This window comes from Cohnella soli (assembly GCF_042655525.1).
Lineage (GTDB): Bacteria > Bacillota > Bacilli > Paenibacillales > Paenibacillaceae > Cohnella > Cohnella soli.
This window is the reverse complement of sequence record NZ_JBHSMI010000028.1, coordinates 151,532-170,499: the sequence shown is the minus strand read 5'-3', so window position 1 is coordinate 170,499 and position 18,968 is coordinate 151,532. Positions and strand designations below refer to the sequence as shown.

Genomic DNA, 18,968 nt, shown 5'->3' with positions numbered 1-18,968 from the left:
TTTCCTCCCTATTGTCGGATATAAGAAACGCCGGTTTCTGTAATAGCGAACACCCCGGTGCCTCCATCGGAAATCAATAGAAGTACGCGATCATCCGACAGTTGCTTGTTTTCTTTCGTATACGCTGTCATCTCGTTGTTCGTTAAATTGATTTTAGTAACGCCGTTATCGGTACCGATCCACAGTTGATTCCTATTCGAGTCGAGAACGGACGTGTTAATTCCTCTCATGGATGGGAAAATGGACGGTTTAACAGTAAAGCTTTGGTTCACGAAAGTCTGCGCATTTACGAGGTTGGGAACATAAGTCATTTCGTTTGCGATTGACGGCTTATACGTCGGATCCTGCATAAACTTGATATACTGCTTCACGTTGCCTTGCGCACCGGTATCCGCAAACGTCGAAAGCACCGTCGCGTAATCGTACAGCTTCGTGCTCATATCCGGCGCGCCGCCGCCTCCGCCGATTGCCCCTACGGAGCCTTTCTTTACTTCCTTGCCGCCAACCGTAGCGCTGTCCGCGTTGAGCGTCAGCTTGCCAGGCACGGGATCCAGCGTTACGCCGTCCGAGTTGATCGTCGCATCGCTCACCGTACCTTCGCCCGTAATCGAAGCAGGCGCGTCTACGGTCAAACTTCCGACTTTCGCTTTTTTATCGAGCTTCGCTTTGCTTTCTTTGGCCTGCTTTGTAAAAATCAATCTGGAGATGGTCGATTCTCCGATATTCAGCGCGCCTCCGCTGTTCATGGACAGATCCGACACATTCCCAGTCACGTTGACGGTATCGCCGGAACCGGACGACACTAGCAGGCTGCCGATCGGATTCGGCGATTCGTTGACGACCGTGGCGCTCGAGAGAATCTCGATGCCGTCCGCGGCTGAATTACCGCTAAGCAGCAAACGGAGAGGTCCGGCCGGTTTGTTGATTTTCACTTTCTTGGCTTTGCTGTTCTTGAAAATAATGCTGTGTTCTCCCCCGCCAAGTACGTACACCGTACCGGCGATTTGAGAATTCTCGATCGTGAAATCTCCTTCGCCGACACCAGGGGTAATGTACAGGTTGCCAGAGACCGTCGCATTGGCCAAGCTGCCGCCGGCCGTGTTGACAACGACGTTGTTTCCTTTGACGTCCGCATGCTCGGAAGAGTCCGCGATCAGCGTTCCCATGACGTTATTGATCATTTTCACGGCTTCGGCGCGAGTCAATGCTTTCTTCGGCTGGAACGCACCGTTTGCAGTCCCCGAGACGTATCCGGCATCTTTCATCGCATATACGGCTTCCGTCGCCCACGCCGATATGCTGGCGTCATCCGTGAATTTAACGCCCGATCCGGTCGACGAAGCGACTTCGAATACCCGGCTCAGAATGATTGCTGCCTTTTCCCGAGTCAATATTTCCAATGGAGCTACATTGCCTTGGGCGTCTCCGAGCACGATGCCTGCTGCAGAAGCTTTGGCAATGTCCGCGGCGTACCACGCGGTTGCGGGTACATCCTTAAACGACGTGCCGCTCGTTGCCGTGTAATTAAATACCCGATTTACGAAAGCGAGGAATTGAGCTTTCGTTACGGCATCGTTCGGATGGATGAGACCGTTCGCATCCCCTTTCAGCAAACCGAGTTGTTTCCAAGACGCCATTTCCGCAGAAGCCCATGCCGGAATCGTTTCTTTCGTTATGTCTGCCGCTCCCGCTGCTTGACCATAAGTCAGCACCATCGTCGACGCCATCGCAATCGCGATGCTTTTCTTCAGCGTTTTTCTCACGTTCGTTCCTCCCTCGAATAAGTAAGCGATTACATTCATTGTGCTCCCCAGCCGGCCCCCTCGTCGATATGTAGTAACATTTGCTAACTTTATTATTTATGATTATAACAAATTGTCAATACTTTAAATTTTATTGTAACAATATTCGTCAGCTGTTTTATCCAAGTTCTCCGCTAACCAAATATTCATTTCCAACGATAAAAACCTTAAAATTCAGGAATAAATCCATTGACAATATGTTGTTACGATCATTACAATGCAGTTATATTGTTACTACAAATCAACCCTGATTCACGATTTGTATACATTCAATAACATTTAATCCACTGAAGGTGGTGAAATTCCCCACTTGATCCGCTTTGCGCCTTGATTATAAGAAAATTAAACGAACTGCAACTAACCAAAGGGAGAGATATAAAAATGAAAAAGACGGTCATTGGCTTACTGTTAGCCTCGCTAGCACTAGGAGTTACCGCTTGCTCCGGATCTTCGTCCGGCAAAGACAAAACGACGCTTCGCATCGCGATGGTGTCGCCGGGAGAAGGCGTTATTAAAGTGTGGGAGCAAATCAAGAAAAAGTACGAAGACGCGCATCCGGACATCACTGTCGAGCTGAACTATCAGGAAGATGCAATCTATCAATCCGTTGGCCTTCCTAATTTGCTCGCCGGCACGAACGCTCCTGACATCTACTTCGAGTGGGCCGGAGAACGTCTCAGAACAAGAATAGAAAGCGGTTACGCTGCCGACCTGACGGAGGCGTTGAAGCAGGACGGGTTAAAGAACGCTTTCGACCCAGGCGACTTCAAAGGCATGACCTTCGACGGGAAAACCTACATGATTCCGACCGCCAGCGACGTCTCCAACATTATTTGGTACAACAAAAAGATTTTTGCCGACCTCGGCATCCAGCCTCCGCAAACGTGGGAGCAATTCATGGAGATCAGCGGAAAGATCAAAGCGGCGAACATTACGCCGATCGTTTCCGGCAACAAAGACTTGTGGCCAGGCGGCAACTGGATCGCCCATATGGTGTCGAGGGTCGTCGGCGAACAGGCTTACGGGGACGCGCTTCAATTGAAGAAACCGTTTAACTCGCCTGACCTCGTAACCGCCCTCACCTACGTACAGCAGATGTGGGATAACGGCTACATCAACGACAGCGTCAATGCGATCGCCGACGACGAAGGCGACGTCCTCTTCTTCAACGGCCAAGCTGCCATGCATCCGATCGGAAGCTGGCTCGTATCCGGCGCGCTCGAGAGCGCACCGGAGCTGGAGCTCGGTTACTTCAATCTGCCGGCCATGCCGAACGGCAAAGGCGACCAAACGAGCGTCATGGGCGTACTAAACGGCTTCGTCATCAACAAAAACTCGAAACATTTCCAAGAAGCCGTCGATTTCATGACGTTATACAGCTCCAAAGAATCGTCCGAGTTGCTCGCCCAAGCCGGCGCGATGCCGATCGCCAAAGGCGGAATCGATCCGGCGAAGACGGATGCCTTGTCCTTGAGCCTGATCGACATGATGAAAAACTCCAAGATGCTGGTCTCGCCTCCGGACATCGGTTACAACGTCGAAGTGGCCAACGCGTTTAACATGGCGATCTCCCAAGTGCTTGGCGGCATCAAAACGCCGGGAGCCGCTCTTGCCGAGCTCGACAACACGATAGCGCCATTGAAAAAATAATCGTTAAGGAGGCCGACGTTACCGCTTTCGCGACGTCGGCCTCCTGCCCGTATATGCACTATGGAGGTGGAACAATGGATCGCAAGAAACCTAAATTCAGCATCTCGCCCTATCTTTTCGTCGCTCCGTCCGTCTTGTTGTTCGGACTGACCATCCTTCTGCCGATCGCCCTGACTTTCGCGTTCAGCTTCTACGACTGGAACGGCTTCGGCAAAATGAACTTTGTCGGATTCGACAATTATACCCGCGCTTTCCACGACCGCATTTACTTGCTTTCTTATTGGCATATCTTCATCTATATCTTTCTAACGGTCATCCTCGAGGTGTTCTGCGGACTCGCTCTCGCCGGGCTCATTACGATGAACAGGCGCGGCAGTGGCTTGTTCCGCGTGGCGTTCTTCACGCCCGTGCTGCTCCCGATGATCGTTGTCTCTTACTTGTGGAAATTCGTGTACAACTCCGATTTCGGTCTCTTGAACGGATTGTTGAATGGCATCGGGTTGGAAAGCTGGACACGGGTATGGCTAGGCAATCCCCACTACGCGATTTACGCCGTCACCTTCGTATCGGGGTGGGTTTACGCGGGTTACTATATGACGATTTTCTACGCCGGCATCCAGCGAATCCCGAACGACATCTACGAATCCGCCTACTTGGACGGAGCGACGAACCGGGATATCTTCTTCAAAATCAAAATCCCGATGATCCGCGATCTCGTGGACGTCGCGATCATGTTATGCGTACTGGGCGGCTTCCAGGCGTTCGATCTGTTCTACGTCATGACAAACGGCGGCCCTTACAACTCGACGGAAATCGTCACAACCTACGTCGTCAAAGTCGTGTTCAGCAACATGAGCGTCGGATACGGTTCGGCTTTGGCCGTCATTATGTCGATCGTCATCGCTTTGCTTGGCATCTTGACCAACAAGCTGAAGAAAAAGGACAACGAAGCGTTGGAGTATTAAAGAAAAGAGGTGCAACCGATGGCAACTGCCGCGAACCATTCCGCGAAGCAATGGTTATCCCGATTTTCCTATTACGGGTTTATGATCGTGCTCTCGTGTTTCTATTTCTATCCGATGATCTGGTTGGTTCTGTCTTCCTTCCGGGAAAATCGCGACATCTTCTCTGCTCCGTTCCGCCTCCCTGATCGAATCGAGTTCCAGAATTGGGCGGATGCATGGAAAGTCGGCCACATTAGCACTTATGCTACGAATAGCGTCATCGTCACATCGCTAACGGTCATTTTCATTTTGCTATTCGCTAGCATGGCCGCATTCGCTTTCAGTAAGCTTCGTTTCAAAGGAAGCAAAGGCATGCTCATGATGTTCGTCATCGGTCTATTCATGCCACTTCAATCGTTCTTCATTGCGCAAAGCTATATTTTCGACCGCCTGCACCTGAAGGACTCTTACATGGGACTGATCCTCCCGTATATCGGGGTCGGGCTGCCGCTAGCCGTCTTCCTGTTAAAATCTTTCCTAGATTCGATTCCCAAAGATTTGATCGAAGCTTCCCGCATCGACGGCTGCAACGATATCGTTTTGTTCTCTCGCATCATCTTGCCGCTCCTCGGGCCTGGCATGGCCACCGTCGCGATTTTCTCCTCGCTGAACGCTTGGAACGAATTGCTGCTCGCAATGCTCTACATTCAGGACGATGCGCTTAAGACGCTTCCGGTCGGCCTTCTCGCCTTCTCGACTAGGTATGTAACCAACTACAAACTTCTGTTCTCGGCGCTGTCGTTGATCACGATTCCAATGATTATCGCGTACGTTTTCTTCCACAAACGTATCGTTAGCGGGTTGACGGAAGGGTCTCTCAAGTAAATACCGGTATGAAAAAAGCCTTCCGCGTCATCCCATGCGGAAGGCTTTCGTCTCTTATTTTCTTCCGTAGTCGGCTTTGATCTCGCCCCACGTCTTCGTCTGCCACTTCAATACTTTGTTTTTGTAGGTGTTCGTTCGCAGCCAGTTGACGGCCCGATCAACCATGTCCCATATTTCTTTGGTCGATTCGTCGCGAGGAAGTGTCGAAGACACTTCTTTCTGCTTGACCCACTTCAACGCATTGACCGAGTCGCTGTACACCGTTTTGTTGCTGCCGAGTTGCTTCAAGTACGCCAGCCCGTGAACGATAGCGAGAAACTCGCCGAGGTTGTTTGTTCCTTTGCGAATCGGTCCCACTGCGAAAATCACTTCACCCGTCTGCGTATCCACGCCTTTATACTCAACCGGCCCCGGATTGCCGTTCGTGCCGACGTCGACGGAGATGCTGTCGTAGTCGATCTCACCAACCGGCTCCGCGGCAGATGCGCTTTTGGGTTTCGCGCCGGAAGCCGCTGCTCCCGTTTTCCCCGCACCCCAATGCTTCTTCCAACCTTCGCGATACGCGGTGTCTGCAGCCGTCTTCGACTCGTAGGCTTTGAACTTCGCCTGGTCGAATCCGTTCGTCTGCTCCTGGCAAGCCGCCCAACTGGTGTATACACCCGGCGTCCTTCCCGCCCATACAACGTAAAACTTTTGTTTTGCGGCCATCTTCCCTACCTCGTTCCGATAATATTAGATTAGGGTGTGTCTGAATACTCCGAAGGGAGCAGATTTAGCCGAATTTTCGTTCCATGCAAGGAACTTTTGTGAAGGCGTACCGGGGGTACGTCGAACAAAAGTGACGAAGCAGGGGGCGAAAAGGCGGTGAAAGATGCCTCTGAGCGAGTATTCAGACACGCCCTAGCATGCCGTCGTAATGATCGGCTTATCGTTCGTTATGATGATCGTATGCTCGAACTGCGCGGTCCTGCTTCCACGCGGCGCCATCAGCGTCCATCCGTCCGATTGCTGATCAACGAAAGTCGCCTTGTCGGACAGGAATGGCTCGATCGTGATCACTTGGCCGGCTTTCAGCACTCTCCGGTCTCGAGCTTCGTAATACGGAAGAATCTCGAGCGGTTGCTCGTGCAGGCTCCGGCCGATGCCGTGACTGCATAGATTCTCGATGACTTTGTAACCGCCTTTAGCCGCTTCGCTTTGGAAAATACGTCCGACTTCGTTCAGCTTTACGCCCGCTTTAAGCGCGGAGATCGTCTTCATCATCGTGTCGTACGTGTACCGGCACAGACGGTCGACTTCCGCGGAAACCGGCGTCAACTGGAACGATTGTCCGGAATCGGCGTAATAGCCGTTCAACTCGGCAGACACATCCACGTTAACGATATCGCCCGGTAGAAGTACTCGATCCCCAGGAATGCCGTGAGCGACTTCCTCGTTCACACTGATGCACGTGTAACCGGGAAATGAGACGTCTTTCATCGGTGCGGACACCGCACCGTGCTCCTCCAGCACACGCTGTCCGACCGCATCGAGCTCCCGAGTCGTCATGCCAGGCCTCGCGCTGTTCTTCATCGTCTCTATCGTCAACGCGACGATTTTGCCTATTTTCATCAATTGATCGATATCATGTTGAGTTTGTATGGTCATTTGTTGTTCTCCTTTCGTTCATTACGAGTGAACTTCCTTACGTCTAACCATTGTAATATAGATGATGACGGCTCCTATATCGGTCGATGCAATTATGATACCCATCGGCAATGCGTTGTCTCCTCCGGCGATGCCGACGACCGGAGCAAGCAGTCCGCCGATCAGGAACGACAGCAACCCAAGCAATGCTGAAGCGCTGCCCGCAGCGTGTCCTTGATCTTTCATCGCAAGCGAGAAGCCCGTGGCGCCGACGATGCCGACGCTGGAGACGACAAGGAACAACGGGATAAGCAGCGCCGGAAGACTGGCCTCGGTTGCTACGGCGACAAGGACAAGGCTGCCCCCGACGGCCGCTGTAAGCAAGCCGATCCGGAACAATCTTTTCTCTCCGAAGCGGCCGGCGAGGCGGCCTCCGAACTGTCCGGCAACGATGATGCCGAACCCGTTAATCGCGAAGAACAGGCTGAACATCTGAGGCGAGACTCCGTAAATGTTTTGCAAAACAAACGGCGAACCTGAAATGTAAGCGAACATCGCCGCGGTAACGAACGCCTGCGAGAGCGCGAACCCCATGAACGTGCGATTACGAATAAGGCTGCGGAACGTAAGCAGCGTCTGACGTAAGCCGCCTGTCATCCGCTTCGATCCCGGAAGCGTCTCCGGCAAGCCAAGCCAGACTGCCAGAAGCGTCAGCACGCCCCATCCCGCGAGCACTGCAAACAATCCTTCCCACGGCATCGCCTTCATCAACTGTCCGCCGATGACCGGCGACAAGATCGGCGCCGCACCGTTTACGAGCATCAGTGTCGCATAGAACTTCGTCAGCTCTGAACCCGAGTACAAATCGCGGACGATCGCCCGAGAGATGACGATACCGGCCGATCCGGCCAGCCCCTGCACGAACCGCAGAGCGACGAGTACTCCGATCGACGGGCTGAAAGCGCACATCACCGATGCGACTGCATAGACGAAAAGGCCGATCAATAGAGGCACCCTTCTGCCCCGGAAGTCACTGAACGCACCAGCAAATAGTTGACCGACCGACAAACCGACCATACACGCGGTCAAACTAAGCTGCACGGAAGAGGAGCTTGTATGGAAACTGGACTCCAGCATTGGCAACGCAGGTAAATATAAATCGAGAGAGAGCGGCCCGAACGCCGATAGCGAGCCAAGCAGAACAACGAGCCATATGAACTTCGATTTGCCCGCTTCCCGGACTCCCGGCGTTATTTTCGCATATTCGTGTTGATTCATCCCGGTTACACCTCAACTTGCTTTAGCTGCACTCTTTATCATAGTACGCCGGATTTCGAACAACAAGCTTTATTCCCATTCGTTGGCGGCTACGCTATAATACAGTTGTTCAGACGGCATAGCCAGGAGGTCTCCATGGACATTATTCCTATTCCAATCCATTTAATCGACGAAGATAAAGACCAGCCACGATACCAATTCCAAGAGCAGGCGCTTCAAGAACTGAAGGAGAGTATTGCGGAGCTTGGCTTGCTTTCGCCGATCAAAGTCCGCAAGACGGACGATGGCCGCTATAAAATCATTTACGGCAACCGCCGTTACAAAGCGTGCACGATGCTCAGTTTGCCGACGGTGCCTTGTATCGTATCCGAAGTTACGGACGAGATGGAAATTTATTTGGAGCAAATTGCGGAAAATTTAACGAGGGAAGGTTTCTCCCCGATCGAAGAGGCGGAAGCTTTCAACAAGCTGCTTACCGACTCCCGCTTCAGCAGCTCGACCAAATATATGTCCAGCAAACTTGGCAAACCGGAAGCTTATATCAAGAACAAGCTCGATTTGTTGAAATTCAGCCCTTCCGTTCGGAAGTTGATCGTTGGCGGGACGGACATCCGCAAAGACCAGTTGACGGAAGACCAACTCCTTCCCCTCAAGGATTTGCCGATGGAATACCGAGACTCGCTCGCGCTTACGATGGCCGCGGACGAAATGCCGGTTACCGATGTGAAGCGCATCGCCAAGCTGTTTAAGGACAAAGACATTTCCGACGCGACGAAAGGCAAGCTGCTCTTCAAAACCGGGCCGCAACTGCTCGAAACATGGGCCACGCACGAACATAACAAAAAAGAGCGAGCCAGAAACGCGGAAGCGGCTGAAGCTGCGGCGAAACTCGAGGTACCGGCAATGGCGGCGGTCATGGATGTACCTATGGCTCATGCAGCACCAGGCGACGATGCGGAAGTCCAATCTACTATCGTCCGACCGACTGCTCAGAGGCGCACCCCTCCCCCGTTCGAAAAACCGATCGCCGAGGACAAGCAACCGGACAGGCCGTTCGAACCGGTGAATGTGATCGAAGAAATGCTCAACGTCATGCTCGGTACGCTGCCTGCTCCGATCTCCTTATCCCCTGCGGACATTCCGACACTCGAGGGGGTCGAACGATTGCAGTTCATCAGCGACGTCGACGCGCTTGTCGATGATTTGGAGCGCCACCTCGCGGAATGGCGCGCGATCAAAGATCGGCTTGCTGTTAAGTTGTAACCTTAGGAGTGCAAGCCTTAAACCCGCACTAAGCGTGAAGCACACGCCGATTCTCTCTTTTCGAGGGGACGGCGTTTTTGTTTTAAAATTTGAAGCGAAAGGCGGAATAATAATGAAAAAGCTCGTAAATGGCAATTTGGGAGGCAATTGGGAAGGCAAGTCCGAAGGGCAACAAGCGTACGAGAAATTGCTTGAGCAGCAGAAGAAAACTGCATCAGGCACACGATTGGAGCAGTTAAACAAGCAAGGAGAGGGGGAGCGCAAGCTTCTCGTCGACATCCTATGGCCGGTTCGCGGCTCCTTCGAAGGAATTGTGTTGGAAAAGGAGTTTATTACAATGACTGGAGCGAAGGCTTACATCGATGCATATGACAGTCATTGCCGTTTTGGGCTTGAATCGGAAGGATTCGTTGTACACGCAGAGAATATAACTCGCCCTCGTCACGACTTCGAGAAGATGCGCATCCGGTCTATGGCCGGGATTGGTATCCTCTATGTGCCTTTGACATACGACGAGATGGATAAGAAACCGGACTTCTGTCGCCGTTCGTTGTACGAATTGTACGGGAAGCTAGTTGGAAGCACATCGACAGCCAAAGTCCCCCCACAACTGTCGGTGTATGAACGGGAAGTCATCCGGCACGCGATGCGTCTTGCCAAGCCTATTCACTTAAGCGATGTGAGCGAATGTCTGGATGTCCGCGAAGACACCAGCCGTAAAATCATCAGATCGCTAGTTTCAAAAGGGATATTCCGGCCGTCACAAGATGGCAAGCAACGTATTCATTCCTACGAGCTTGTTGATCCTGCCGCTATGTTTCGCGGGTGGTGACTGCTCGCGGCCTTCGGCGCTCTGTAGCCGGGTTTTTCCCGGCTATTTGCTCCGCTCGTGGCCTCCGGGGCTCAGTAGCCGGGTTTTTTTTCCCGGCTATTTGCTCCGCTCGCGGCCTCCGGCGCCCTGCAGACGGATTTTTCCCGGCTATTTGCTCCGCTCGCGGCCTCCGGGGCTCAGTAGCCGGGTTTTTCCCGGCTATTTACACCGCTCGCTGCCTCCGGCGCTCTGTAGCCGGGTTTTTCCCGGCTATTTGCGCCGCACGCGGCCTTCGGCGCTCTGTAGCCGGGTTTTTCCCGGCTATTTGCTCCGCTCGCCGCCTCCGGCGCCCTGTAGCCGGGTTTTTCCCGGCTATTGGCACCGCTCGCGGCCTCCGGCGCTCTGTAGCCGGGTTTTTCGCGGCTATTCGCACCGACCAGCCACGCCCCCGCCCCGGACCCGCCTTGCGGAAAGCTCCGCTGAAACGCTATGATGAGTGAACACCTTACAGCCAGAGGATCTTCCGACTATGAAAATACGCGACTGGGACTTCAACTTAAAAATTCGCCTCGGAGGCGAATTTTCGTTTAACGTGATACTGTGGGCGTTCTTCCCGTTTTTACCCATCTACTTCGCCGAGTCGTTCGGCAAAGGTGCGACAGGAGCGCTGCTCGTGCTTTCGCAGGCGCTTGCCGTCGTTGCGAACTTGTCGGGCGGTTACTGCGCGGATCGGTTCGGGCGAAAAAAAATGATGATCGTCGCCGCGTCAGGACAAGCGCTAGGCTACGGCGTCTTCGCGCTCTCGGCATCATCCTGGCTTCCCGCGCCCGGCCTCGCGTTCGCCGGTTTCGCTTTCGCCAGCATGGCCGGCTCCTTCTACTATCCTGCCAGCCAGGCGATGGTTGCCGACGTTGTGCCGGAGGAACATCGCTCCGGCGTATTTGCGGTATTCTACACGGCCGTCAACATCGCCGTTGTCATCGGACCTCTTATCGGCTCGGCGTTTTTCCTGAGCGCCCCGTCCGTCGTCCTGACGGTCGCGGCGCTGTTCTGCTCCGCTCTTGCCCTGCTACTTGTCCGCTTCACCCGTGAGACGCTGCCCCAAGCGATCGCCGACCGCATGCATACAGCCAGCAAAGTGCCTTGGCACCGTGCCATTGCCGCCCAATTCAGGGACTATCGGGTCATCATCGCCGACAAAACGTTTCTGCTGTTCGTCATCGCCGGCGTACTGCTATCCCAGACTTTCATGCAGCTTGATCTGCTTTTCCCCGTGTTCCTGAAAGAAACGGTGCCGATCGCAACCGTCCTCCATATCGGAGACTGGCACTGGCAAATGACCGGAGAGAAGCTGTTCGGCCTGATCGTTTCTGAGAACGGACTTCTTGTCGCGCTATTCACCGTCGCAGTCACCCGTTGGCTGATCGGATTCAAAGACCGCATCATCTTCATCGGCGGCGCCCTGCTCTATGCGGTCGGCATCTTCATGTTCGGGCAGATGAACACGTTCCTCGGCTTCTCCGCTGCGATCATTGTTTTCACGCTGGCCGAGCTCATGTCAGCAGGACCGCAGCAAGCTTTCGTCTCGCGGCTAGCGCCGGAGCATGTGCGAGGGCAATATTTCGCGGCGTCCAGCCTGCGTTTCACGCTTGGTCGCACAATTGCGCCGTTGTCGATTCCGCTCGCGAGCGCCATCGGCTTCTCTTGGACGTTCGGCATTCTGGCGGGAATCTCTATTGTCTCCGCCATCCTATATAACTTCATGTTTAACCTGTACGACCGGGCAAACGCCTAGCCTACAATCGCCTCCCACCCTTCGCTGCAATCAAAAAACCTTCCAGAAAGAGCGAGAAATCCGCATCTTTCCGGAAGGTTTCGGTGCATCATCAGCTAATTTTGTATCATCTCTTTAATCCGCTTAATCGAATATCCTGTGTCTCGAGCAACATCCATAATGTTCGCGCCCGGGTTCGCCTTAATGTAGTCCTTGACGATCTGCGCCTCTGCCAAATAAAGCTGTTTGCAATCTTGGCATAGCGTATCCGGCCTTTGGACTTGCAGTTTCCCGCAACGGTTGCAATTCACCAATTCCATGTCGGCACGCCCTGTCGATTGTATACTGTCCGTTCGCCCGTCCGCTTCCTTATTGTACCATCGGCGGCGGCATTCGTCTTCTACAACCGTGCATCCATAATATTGTGGCCATAGATCATAAAGGCGGACAGTACGGCCGCCAACAGTACGTAAGCGATCAGTACCTTCCACTTCAGCTTCGCCGGCGCTTCGTAATACGCGCGGTTATAGCTGAGCGCCTCTTCGATTTGCTTGAGCCGTTCGCTGCACTGTTGCGTGACGCCTGTCAGCAATGGAGACGGAATCGGACGATCAGGATCTCCATCCTCGTACATGACCGGCTGATGCTCCCATTGCTGCAGCAACGTCAATGTCTGGTTCGCGTAATGCTCGTCCAACTTCGCCTGCTCCCGGACGAGCTTCTTATCGTCGTCCCAGAAAGGTATAAAGCGTGCGTTCTCCTTGCCCATTCTCTCCTTCGCTGAAGTGAGCTGAGCCTGCATCGCTTGCTTTAAGTCCCATGTGCTCGTCAATGATGGCCACTGCGAGATCTGCTCACGGAGCGTTTCCAGCTTTATTTTCTCGTACGAAAGCAATCCGTTGCGATAGCTTTCCTTGCCGCGATTCCACCAACCGAAGGCGCCGATGATCAGAATCAGGAAAATAAGCGGGCTCATCGTATACACCGCGTACGCGGCAAGAATGAGCAAACCGATCAGCCATATTTTCGTAGACAGAACCGATACGATCCTCCCCCCGTCCAATGGCGTAACCGGGATCAGGTTAAACAAGTTGAGCAACGAGCCCAGGAACACGACTAGCGCCCAGAACGGCTCTCCCGTATACTCGTACAACACCACGGCGGGCAAAAAAGAAATAAGGCCGGCAAGCGGACCCGCGTATGCCACATAGGATTCGGTTGCTGCATCCTTTAAAGGCTCCTTCATATTAACCATCGCTCCGACGAACGGGATGAAATATGCAGGTGACGTCTTGACTCCTTTGCGCTTCGCGGCGATGAGATGCCCCATCTCGTGCACGAAAATCAAATAAACAATCGCCACGCCGAATTTCCATCCGTATAGCGCGGCGTATGCGCCGAGGCTGATCATCATCGTAATGAACGTACCGCCGAACTTCGTCCATTTGAGCAGCGCGAGCGCCCACTTCAGCTTCGCTACTACAAATACGCCAATGCCCGCCCAAATCGAGCGGCTGCGATTTTTCTCCACGTTGTAACTTCCTTTCGCGTAAGCTTGCTTGGAACAACCTCTTATAGATGTATTACGCGCTAAGCGGCGTTCAGGTTTCTTGCTGCTACGTCAGACGCGAGAACAGTGAACGGATCGTGCTATAATAATAAGATTAGAGTGACCGAAAACATAGGAGTTTAACGCCAATGATACCGACTTACGAAATCGACGATGACCAATGGGACGCGTTGATCCGGGATGTTGCGAAAGTGTTTGATGACGTAACTGCGAGCAGAGGCTTCCAATATTATAAAAAAGGCCGCGTCGTGAAGCTAACGATGCCCGAGCCGCGGCAGCTCGCCGCACTTGTGGAAGGCACCGAGTTATATCGCGTATCCGCCAATCTCGAATGGCTTGAGCGCAGCCGCTGCAATTGTCCCGTTAGCTACAATTGCAAGCATGTGTTCGCCGCCCTTCTGAAATATGCAGATGTACACGGCCGCCCGATTCATTCGCTCGTCAATGCCAGGAGTTCAATGTTGTCGAAGGCAGCGCCGAAAGCAAGCTCTTACCAAGAAGCGAAGCTGCAAGCTGCGAAAAAGGCTGCCGAGGACGAAGCAGCCCTCCAGAAGCTGGCCGCGCGCCTTCCTTCGGGCGGAATCGGAGAATGGCATCGCTATTTCGCTGCAGCGACCGAGAAGCTGATGCAAGGCGCGAGGAACGTCCAGTTCGTGGACGACGTTCTGGCGGCCATCGTTCGGCTGAAACCAGCTATGCCGCAGCGGAAGGAAGAGCTGTTCACGCTACATGCCCGAATGTTCGTCCTGTCCAAGCTTTCGCAACAGCCGCAAGATCAATCCGGTTACGTATATTCCTATCTCGCCTTCCATACGCACCATGCTGCGGAAAACGTGCACCAGGCGATCTCCAAATCGTTCGAGGAAGGCATTCTCGCCTCGGAGGGACAAGATCAAATAGATGCGGAGCAAACGATCGCATACTTGCGGCAGGAGATGTTGAAGGAGACGAATGAAGTAAAGTATTTCCTTCAACATTACCTCGCCGCCTGGCTGTATCGTTCTTTGGCGCCCGACGCCGAGCGTCGCGCTTGCGCAGTCGAATTACAGGAGCTTGACCTTCTCCACGAAGGCAGCCCTTCTGCTGTTCTGGCGATCGCCGTCGCGCGCGCCTCGATACTGCAGCGGACAGACGACGAAGCTGCACGGAAGGTGCTGCGGAACACGCCTCAAGCCGGCTCCCTCCCCGCAGAGCTGCTCGCTTATTTCTTCGCGTTGCCTGCGCAGAACGAACAATGGCAAAGGCTTGTCGAATGGCTGGAATGGGCTGCTCCGGCAGTTAACTTCAGACGCAATCAAGACGTTCGTCCTTATATTGAATATTGGGAAGCTGCGGCACAGCATTTGCCTGAAGTCGAAGAGCGAATGTGGGATGTGCTTGCCTCCCGTCTTCCACAGTCACGCCAATTGTACGAGGAGAAACTGCTCGCTCGCGGGCGCTTACAGCGATGGATGGACTATCATCTGAGCCAAGGCAGCGACCCGCTCGAATTCCGCGTCACCGACTTGCAGCCGCTGGAGAAACAGGCGCCGGAGCTTCTGCTGCCTTTTTACCATCAGGCGATCGAGAGATACGTACTTCAGAAAAACAGGGATGGCTACAAAATCGCGGTGCGACTGTTGAAACGGCTCGCGAAGCTGTATAAGAAATTGAAACAAGAGCAGCGCTGGGAGCTATTTCTGGACGGATTCGTGAGCCGCAATAGTCGACTTCGCGCCTTGCAGGAAGAAATAAAGAAAGGAAATCTGCTGTCATGAGCATGATTCGCGCCAACAATACGATTCATATCCGGGTTTTACTCGGCGGTCATGGAGATGCGCTCATTCACGGCTACCGCGGCGAATTCGACTCTTTGCCGGGAATCGACTTGAAGCACCATCTCTTTGCCTGGCATGAGGAGTCGTTCTACGGTACGGAACTTGAAGTGCGTCGGTTCGAAGGCATCGAACTCGTGCTCCTCCCCGCCGAAATGGTCCTCCCGTTCTTCGGTAATCCGAAGCTGCTGCGCCACATCGATTGGGAATGGGACGGAAATGCCGCCAAACTCGTCAAAGCGGCGGCGTTCCTCTCAGGCTGCGTCGAAGATGGAAATTTCGTGCCCAGCTACGATGCGTACCGGCGCGGCAAGCTCCAATGGATATGGGACGAAGAGACGCTGTCCCCAAGCGACCTAGCAGTGCTTCGGACGTGGGACGAGCTTGCCGGCGATTTTCAAGTCGATGCGCTCGAAGACCCGGAAGACGAAACTCTGGACGAGAACGGCGACTTCATGACAGGATTGCGTTCGGCATTTTCCGCCGCCGTCTTCCATAACCAATATGGCTCGGAAGCGGCGGCAGCCGATCTGCGCAGAGAGCACCCGCTCCTTTTCGCCAGGAACAAGCCGTTCGACGACGGTTGGGACGAGAAGGAATGGCTCGTCGGTATCGGCTGGAAGACGGATCACGCCTCTTTCCGTCCTGTGCTGCAACTGTTGGAACCGGGAGAAGAGGACGGAGATTGGCGAGTTCGGCTTCTGTTGCAGGATAAGCGCGACCCGTCCATCACTGCCGCCGTGCGACTTTCCGATAACGGAGAAGCGTTCGGCTCCTGGCCGGGCGCGTGGACAGACAATGTGCACGCCCGTGCAGCCAACTGGCTGGAAAGGCTTCGCGCCGTCCTGCCGTCGGAACGTTTCTCCCTGGTTGGACGGGATGTATTCTCCGATCCGCTGAATGATGAGGCAGCGTGGCTGTTCTTGACTGCGGACAGTCAGCGTCTGCTGGAAGCCGGATGGCATGTGCTGCTGCCCGCATGGTGGGAAGCGGTACGCCGCAAAAAGCCGCGTTTACGGGCGAAGATCGGCGATGCGGCAGGGTCTGGGGAGACCGGACGGGCCGGCGGCTCGCTGTTCGGGCTCGATTCGTTAATCGAATTCGACTGGCGCATCGCGATCGGCGACATCGACTTAACGGAAGCGGAATTTATCCGCCTGGTCGCCCGTAACGAGCGGCTCGTCCGCTTCCGCGGCCAATGGATCGAACTCGATCCGGCGTTGTTATCGCAAATTCGCAAAGCAATGGACAGTGTAGACCGGAAAGCGGGTTTGTCGTTCCAGGACGTACTTCAGCTTCACCTGCTCGGCGGTTCCGACATGAACCCGGACGACTCATCCAACTCTGATGAAGACGAAGAAGCAAGGGCACATCGCGTCCGGCTCGAAGTTGAGTTGAACGAGCATCTCACGCGGCTGATCGGGCAATTGAACCAGCAGGACGGCCCGCCACGATTGCCTGTGCCGGACGGCCTTCGCGCCGAGCTTCGCGAATATCAGCGCGAAGGCTTCTCCTGGCTCGGCCTGCTGCGCCGGTTCGGGCTCGGTGCCTGCCTTGCCGACGATATGGGACTCGGCAAGACGGTGCAACTGATCACATATTTGCTTCACTTGCGGGAATCCGCAGGCAGCTCGGATGCCGCCGCGGATGACGACTCAGCGCGTTCGACATCGCTCATTATTTGCCCGACGTCGGTACTCGGCAACTGGCAGAAGGAGCTTCACCGCTTCGCCCCGTCGCTGAAAGTAATGCTGCATTATGGCAGCAGGCGGCTTAGCGGCGAAGCTTTCGCGGAAGCGGCTCGTCAAGCCGATGTCGTTCTGACTTCATATGCCACTTGTTCTCTCGATCAAGAGACATTGCAAAGCGTGACATGGGCATCTCTGAGCCTTGACGAAGCGCAGAACATCAAGAACGCCCAGACCAGACAGTCGTCGGTCGTTCGTACGTTGCCGGCGAAGCACCGCATCGCACTTACCGGCACGCCGATCGAGAATCGGCTGTCGGAACTTTGGTCGTTATATGATTTTATGAATCCGGGCTATTTGGGCAGCTTGAGGGCTTTTAACGAAAAATTCGCCTCGACTGTCGAACGTGACCGAGACGAAAGGCATACATCGGAGCTGCAGCGGCTCATCAGACCGTTCATGCTGCGCCGGAAGAAGAAAGACCCGGCTATTCAGCTCGATCTGCCCGACAAGAACGAGATGAAGACGTACGTCAACTTGACGGCCGAACAAGGCGTGCTCTACGAGCAGACTGTCAAGGAACTGATGGAGAAAATGCAGAAGCTGGAAGGCATCGAACGCAAAGGCGCTATCCTCGCCGCACTTACCCGGCTGAAGCAACTGTGCGACCATCCGATGTTATTGACCGGAGAAAAACTACCGGAGGATGGTGGCGGGGTTGGCAGCGATTCGGATGATTGGGACGCGATCTCACACATCGAAGTTGAAGGCAGCCTTAGCGGCGGCGAAGAGTCGGATGCCGGTTCTGCAACCGTCACCGGCATCGTCACTCGTTCGGCTAAGCTCGAGCGCTTGCTTGCGATGGTGAAGGAGCTGCGCGAGGAAGGCGACCGCTGTTTGATTTTCACCCAATACATCGGCATGGGCGAAATGCTTAAGTACGTGCTTGAGCGGGAACTCGGGGAGTCCGCGATGTACTTGAATGGAAGCACGCCCAAGGCAGCGAGAGATCGCATGGTCGAGCAGTTCCAATCCGGGGAAGACGGGCAGCCCGCCATCTTCATCCTGTCGCTCAAGGCCGGAGGGGTCGGCCTCAATTTAACCGCGGCGAATCACGTATTCCACTTCGACCGTTGGTGGAATCCGGCCGTCGAGAACCAAGCGACCGACCGCGCCTATCGGATGGGTCAAACCCGAGACGTTCAAGTGCATAAGTTCATTTCGCTTGGCACGCTCGAAGAGCGGATCGACGAGATGCTTGAAAGCAAAATGCAGCTCAGCGACAATGTCATCTCCTCCTCCGAAGGTTGGATTACCGAACTGTCGACGGATGAGCTCAAAGACTTGTTTACGCTTCGCCGCGAATTCGCGGGCTGAACGGTTCAGAAGGGCCCATTGCTGTCAGGTTAAACCGCTTCTGATTTTTCACCGCTGCCCCTTGCCCGGGCGTCAGGTCGCTATGCCATCGTAGCAAAATACAACAAATGCCCACCAGGCAGGCTAGTTTCTACGCTGAGAGCGTGCTAATGGGCTGGCTTTCGGTAGTTTGTGGTATTCAGTACGTTGGGAGCGTGCTAATGGACAGGCTGTCGGCAATTTACTGCATGCAGTACGCTGAGGGCGTGCTAATGGACAGGCTATCGGTAGTTTGTGGCATGCAGTACGCTGAGAACGTGCTAATGGACAGGCTATCGGTAGTTTGTGGCATGCAGTACGCTGGGAGCGTGCTACCGTGCAGGCTATCGGCAATTTGCTGCATGCAGTACGCTGGGAGCGTGCTAATGGACAGGCTATCGGTAGTTTGTGGCATGCAGTACGCTGAGAACGTGCTAATGGGCTGGCTGTCGGCAATTTGCTGCATGC

14 protein-coding genes are annotated in these 18,968 nt (G+C 54.2%); 8 read left to right on the top strand and 6 right to left on the bottom strand.

Features of this window, described 5'->3' with window-relative positions; all coding sequences use genetic code 11:
* Window positions 1-8: 8 nt before the first annotated feature.
* Entirely contained in the window at window positions 9-1,763 is a 1,755-nt protein-coding gene (locus ACFPOF_RS17050) for an S-layer homology domain-containing protein (RefSeq protein WP_378134751.1), read from the bottom strand.
* A gap of 420 nt (window positions 1,764-2,183) precedes the next feature.
* Between ACFPOF_RS17050 and ACFPOF_RS17045 the strand changes: the two genes are divergently transcribed.
* The 3 genes from ACFPOF_RS17045 (at window position 2,184) to ACFPOF_RS17035 (ending at window position 5,281) form a co-directional block, all read left to right on the top strand.
* Window positions 2,184-3,452 carry an ABC transporter substrate-binding protein gene (locus ACFPOF_RS17045; protein ID WP_378134749.1) on the top strand — a complete coding sequence of 423 codons (1,269 nt, stop codon included), beginning with the start codon at window positions 2,184-2,186 and terminating at the stop codon, window positions 3,450-3,452.
* A gap of 74 nt (window positions 3,453-3,526) precedes the next feature.
* Window positions 3,527-4,417 carry a carbohydrate ABC transporter permease gene (locus ACFPOF_RS17040; RefSeq protein ID WP_378134746.1) on the top strand — a complete coding sequence of 297 codons (891 nt, stop codon included), beginning with the start codon at window positions 3,527-3,529 and terminating at the stop codon, window positions 4,415-4,417.
* Window positions 4,418-4,435: 18 nt separating this feature from the next.
* Window positions 4,436-5,281, top strand: a complete 846-nt coding sequence (locus ACFPOF_RS17035; protein WP_378134744.1) for a carbohydrate ABC transporter permease — start codon at window positions 4,436-4,438, stop codon at window positions 5,279-5,281.
* Window positions 5,282-5,335: 54 nt separating this feature from the next.
* Here ACFPOF_RS17035 and rnhA read toward each other — a convergent pair whose 3' ends face one another.
* The 3 genes from rnhA to ACFPOF_RS17020 form a co-directional block, all read right to left on the bottom strand.
* The gene (gene rnhA, locus ACFPOF_RS17030) at window positions 5,336-5,989 is read right to left on the bottom strand and encodes a ribonuclease H (protein WP_378134742.1); all 654 of its coding nucleotides are present in this window, start codon (window positions 5,987-5,989) and stop codon (window positions 5,336-5,338) included.
* A gap of 192 nt (window positions 5,990-6,181) precedes the next feature.
* Entirely contained in the window at window positions 6,182-6,928 is a 747-nt protein-coding gene (map, locus tag ACFPOF_RS17025; protein WP_378134740.1) for a type I methionyl aminopeptidase, read from the bottom strand.
* Window positions 6,929-6,949: 21 nt separating this feature from the next.
* A complete protein-coding gene (locus tag ACFPOF_RS17020; protein WP_378134738.1) occupies window positions 6,950-8,185 on the bottom strand; it encodes a multidrug effflux MFS transporter in 1,236 nt (411 codons plus the stop codon).
* 135 nt (window positions 8,186-8,320) lie between these two features.
* On the opposite strand from ACFPOF_RS17020, the gene ACFPOF_RS17015 reads away from it, so the two are divergent.
* The 3 genes from ACFPOF_RS17015 to ACFPOF_RS17005 all read left to right on the top strand — a co-directional run bounded on the left by ACFPOF_RS17015 (window position 8,321) and on the right by ACFPOF_RS17005 (window position 12,054).
* Window positions 8,321-9,448, top strand: coding sequence for a ParB/RepB/Spo0J family partition protein (locus ACFPOF_RS17015; protein WP_378134736.1), 1,128 nt, complete (start codon window positions 8,321-8,323; stop codon window positions 9,446-9,448).
* Window positions 9,449-9,560: 112 nt separating this feature from the next.
* Window positions 9,561-10,280 carry a hypothetical protein gene (locus ACFPOF_RS17010; protein WP_378134734.1) on the top strand — a complete coding sequence of 240 codons (720 nt, stop codon included), beginning with the start codon at window positions 9,561-9,563 and terminating at the stop codon, window positions 10,278-10,280.
* Between the two features lie 508 nt (window positions 10,281-10,788).
* The gene (locus tag ACFPOF_RS17005; RefSeq protein ID WP_378134732.1) at window positions 10,789-12,054 is read left to right on the top strand and encodes an MDR family MFS transporter; all 1,266 of its coding nucleotides are present in this window, start codon (window positions 10,789-10,791) and stop codon (window positions 12,052-12,054) included.
* Window positions 12,055-12,149: 95 nt separating this feature from the next.
* Here the strand turns inward: ACFPOF_RS17005 and ACFPOF_RS17000 are convergent, their stop codons facing one another.
* Together ACFPOF_RS17000 and ACFPOF_RS16995 are read right to left on the bottom strand one after the other, a co-directional pair.
* Window positions 12,150-12,353 (bottom strand): hypothetical protein, encoded by a 204-nt coding sequence (locus ACFPOF_RS17000; RefSeq protein WP_378134730.1) that lies wholly within the window; start codon window positions 12,351-12,353, stop codon window positions 12,150-12,152.
* An 80-nt stretch (window positions 12,354-12,433) separates the two neighbouring features.
* The gene (locus tag ACFPOF_RS16995; protein WP_378134728.1) at window positions 12,434-13,564 is read right to left on the bottom strand and encodes a site-2 protease family protein; all 1,131 of its coding nucleotides are present in this window, start codon (window positions 13,562-13,564) and stop codon (window positions 12,434-12,436) included.
* Window positions 13,565-13,731: 167 nt separating this feature from the next.
* On the opposite strand from ACFPOF_RS16995, the gene ACFPOF_RS16990 reads away from it, so the two are divergent.
* Both ACFPOF_RS16990 and ACFPOF_RS16985 read left to right on the top strand, forming a co-directional pair.
* A complete protein-coding gene (locus tag ACFPOF_RS16990; RefSeq protein WP_378134726.1) occupies window positions 13,732-15,360 on the top strand; it encodes an SWIM zinc finger family protein in 1,629 nt (542 codons plus the stop codon).
* A 2-nt stretch (window positions 15,361-15,362) separates the two neighbouring features.
* Window positions 15,363-18,482: a DEAD/DEAH box helicase gene (locus ACFPOF_RS16985; RefSeq protein ID WP_378136015.1), complete on the top strand. Its 3,120-nt coding sequence runs from the start codon at window positions 15,363-15,365 to the stop codon at window positions 18,480-18,482.
* Window positions 18,483-18,968: the final 486 nt, after the last annotated feature.

What these genes read in the sequence shown, in the direction of transcription:
- ACFPOF_RS17045 (WP_378134749.1), top strand. Translation starts at nt 2,184, where the DNA reads ATGAAAAAGACGGTCATTGGCTTACTGTTAGCCTCGCTAGCACTAGGA.
- ACFPOF_RS17040 (WP_378134746.1), top strand. Translation starts at nt 3,527, where the DNA reads ATGGATCGCAAGAAACCTAAATTCAGCATCTCGCCCTATCTTTTCGTC.
- ACFPOF_RS17035 (WP_378134744.1), top strand. Translation starts at nt 4,436, where the DNA reads ATGGCAACTGCCGCGAACCATTCCGCGAAGCAATGGTTATCCCGATTT.
- rnhA (WP_378134742.1), bottom strand. Translation starts at nt 5,989, where the DNA reads ATGGCCGCAAAACAAAAGTTTTACGTTGTATGGGCGGGAAGGACGCCG.
- map (WP_378134740.1), bottom strand. Translation starts at nt 6,928, where the DNA reads ATGACCATACAAACTCAACATGATATCGATCAATTGATGAAAATAGGC.
- ACFPOF_RS17020 (WP_378134738.1), bottom strand. Translation starts at nt 8,185, where the DNA reads ATGAATCAACACGAATATGCGAAAATAACGCCGGGAGTCCGGGAAGCG.
- ACFPOF_RS17015 (WP_378134736.1), top strand. Translation starts at nt 8,321, where the DNA reads ATGGACATTATTCCTATTCCAATCCATTTAATCGACGAAGATAAAGAC.
- ACFPOF_RS17010 (WP_378134734.1), top strand. Translation starts at nt 9,561, where the DNA reads ATGAAAAAGCTCGTAAATGGCAATTTGGGAGGCAATTGGGAAGGCAAG.
- ACFPOF_RS17005 (WP_378134732.1), top strand. Translation starts at nt 10,789, where the DNA reads ATGAAAATACGCGACTGGGACTTCAACTTAAAAATTCGCCTCGGAGGC.
- ACFPOF_RS17000 (WP_378134730.1), bottom strand. Translation starts at nt 12,353, where the DNA reads ATGGAATTGGTGAATTGCAACCGTTGCGGGAAACTGCAAGTCCAAAGG.
- ACFPOF_RS16990 (WP_378134726.1), top strand. Translation starts at nt 13,732, where the DNA reads ATGATACCGACTTACGAAATCGACGATGACCAATGGGACGCGTTGATC.
- ACFPOF_RS16985 (WP_378136015.1), top strand. Translation starts at nt 15,363, where the DNA reads ATGATTCGCGCCAACAATACGATTCATATCCGGGTTTTACTCGGCGGT.